Genomic DNA, 1,249 nt, shown 5'->3' on the forward strand with positions numbered 1-1,249 from the left:
GTGTCTAATGAGATATATACGCCCATAAGAGGATTGTCAGGTGATGCGGTAGTTGCGTCTCGCTTCATCGCCCAGTCGGCTGAAAAAGGATCATGGCCCGAGGTAATGTGTGCCACGCAATCAGGTCTTGAACAACAAAGGCTTTATGGGCCTACAAAGCGCGCGCAAACCGTTGGGGCTATTGGAATGTGTCCATTAGATAAAGTCGCTTTGGATGAGACGCTAGCCACCAAGCTTTGGTCAGTGTCTGAAGAAAAAACATCGTTTAACTGGGCGCTATAAATGATTTATTAACCTCAATGTTATAACAGGGGTTGCAAAATAAAAAAATCCTTGTATAATTTGCATCTGGTGGCTCCATTGGTAGCCTCGCAACATTGTTCTATGAATCCCGCCAGGACCGGAAGGTAGCAACGGTAATAGTCACAGTGTGTGCCGAGGATGTGCTTTTGGAGTCGCTTTTTTTTGCCTAAAATTTGATAATTGGTTTTATAATCAGTCAGAAATACTCGTATTATGTATTAAGCCCTTCATTGTAAAGGGCTTTTTTTTGCGTGAATTTTATTCGTTTTATCGTTCGATTTCTTATTTGATTTCAGGATTTCAGTGATTAATGAAGTTTCATTGATTAATATGGGTTAAAATACAATATATTAACTTTTTAGTAACATTAGCGTGTGTTGAATGTTTGTCTATGATGGATGTAGGTTCTAACTCCAGAAGTGACTGTACAACATGCCCTAATAACAATACGAAACGTTGTGGAATCCTATTATGAAAATGTTTGTTTGGCTGTTTATTGCAGTTGTGGTGATATTGGTTGTATTTGGGGTATCTATATTTAATAAATTGGTACGTGCGCGTAACCAAGCAAAAAATGGTTTTTCTCAGATTGATGTTCAGCTAAAACGTCGCCATGACTTGATTCCAAATCTAGTGGAAACGGCTAAGCGTTATTTGACGCATGAAGAAGAGACGCTCACTCGTGTAATTGATGCACGTAATCATGCCCAAAGCTTGCAAGATTCAAGCAAGCATCAGCCAGATTCAATGGAACATATGGCATTGTTTGCTAAAGCAGAAAGCATGTTGTCCAAAGCTCTAGGGCAATTTTCCGCTGTCGTGGAAGCGTATCCTGAGCTAAAAGCGGACAGTGTGATTAAAGAGCTGATGGATGAGTTGACCAATACCGAAAACCGCATTGGTTTTGCGCGTCAGCATTATAATGACAGTGTGATGTTTTATAATT

2 protein-coding genes and 1 other RNA gene are annotated in these 1,249 nt (G+C 40.0%); all 3 read left to right on the plus strand.

The features are described 5' to 3' along the window. Positions 1-282, plus strand: a 282-nt coding sequence (locus tag ACT3RN_RS15695) for a hypothetical protein (RefSeq protein ID WP_444518825.1), incomplete at its 5' end; no start/stop codon positions are given. A gap of 76 nt (positions 283-358) precedes the next feature. Continuing rightward, positions 359-455, plus strand: an RNA gene (ffs, locus tag ACT3RN_RS15700) — signal recognition particle sRNA small type. Between the two features lie 319 nt (positions 456-774). Beyond that, positions 775-1,249 (plus strand): LemA family protein (locus ACT3RN_RS15705; RefSeq protein WP_444518826.1); only part of this gene is annotated, 475 nt, incomplete at its 3' end.

Origin of the sequence: Psychrobacter sp. AOP5-GZ1-6, from assembly GCF_052376345.1 — a bacterium.
GTDB lineage: Bacteria > Pseudomonadota > Gammaproteobacteria > Pseudomonadales > Moraxellaceae > Psychrobacter.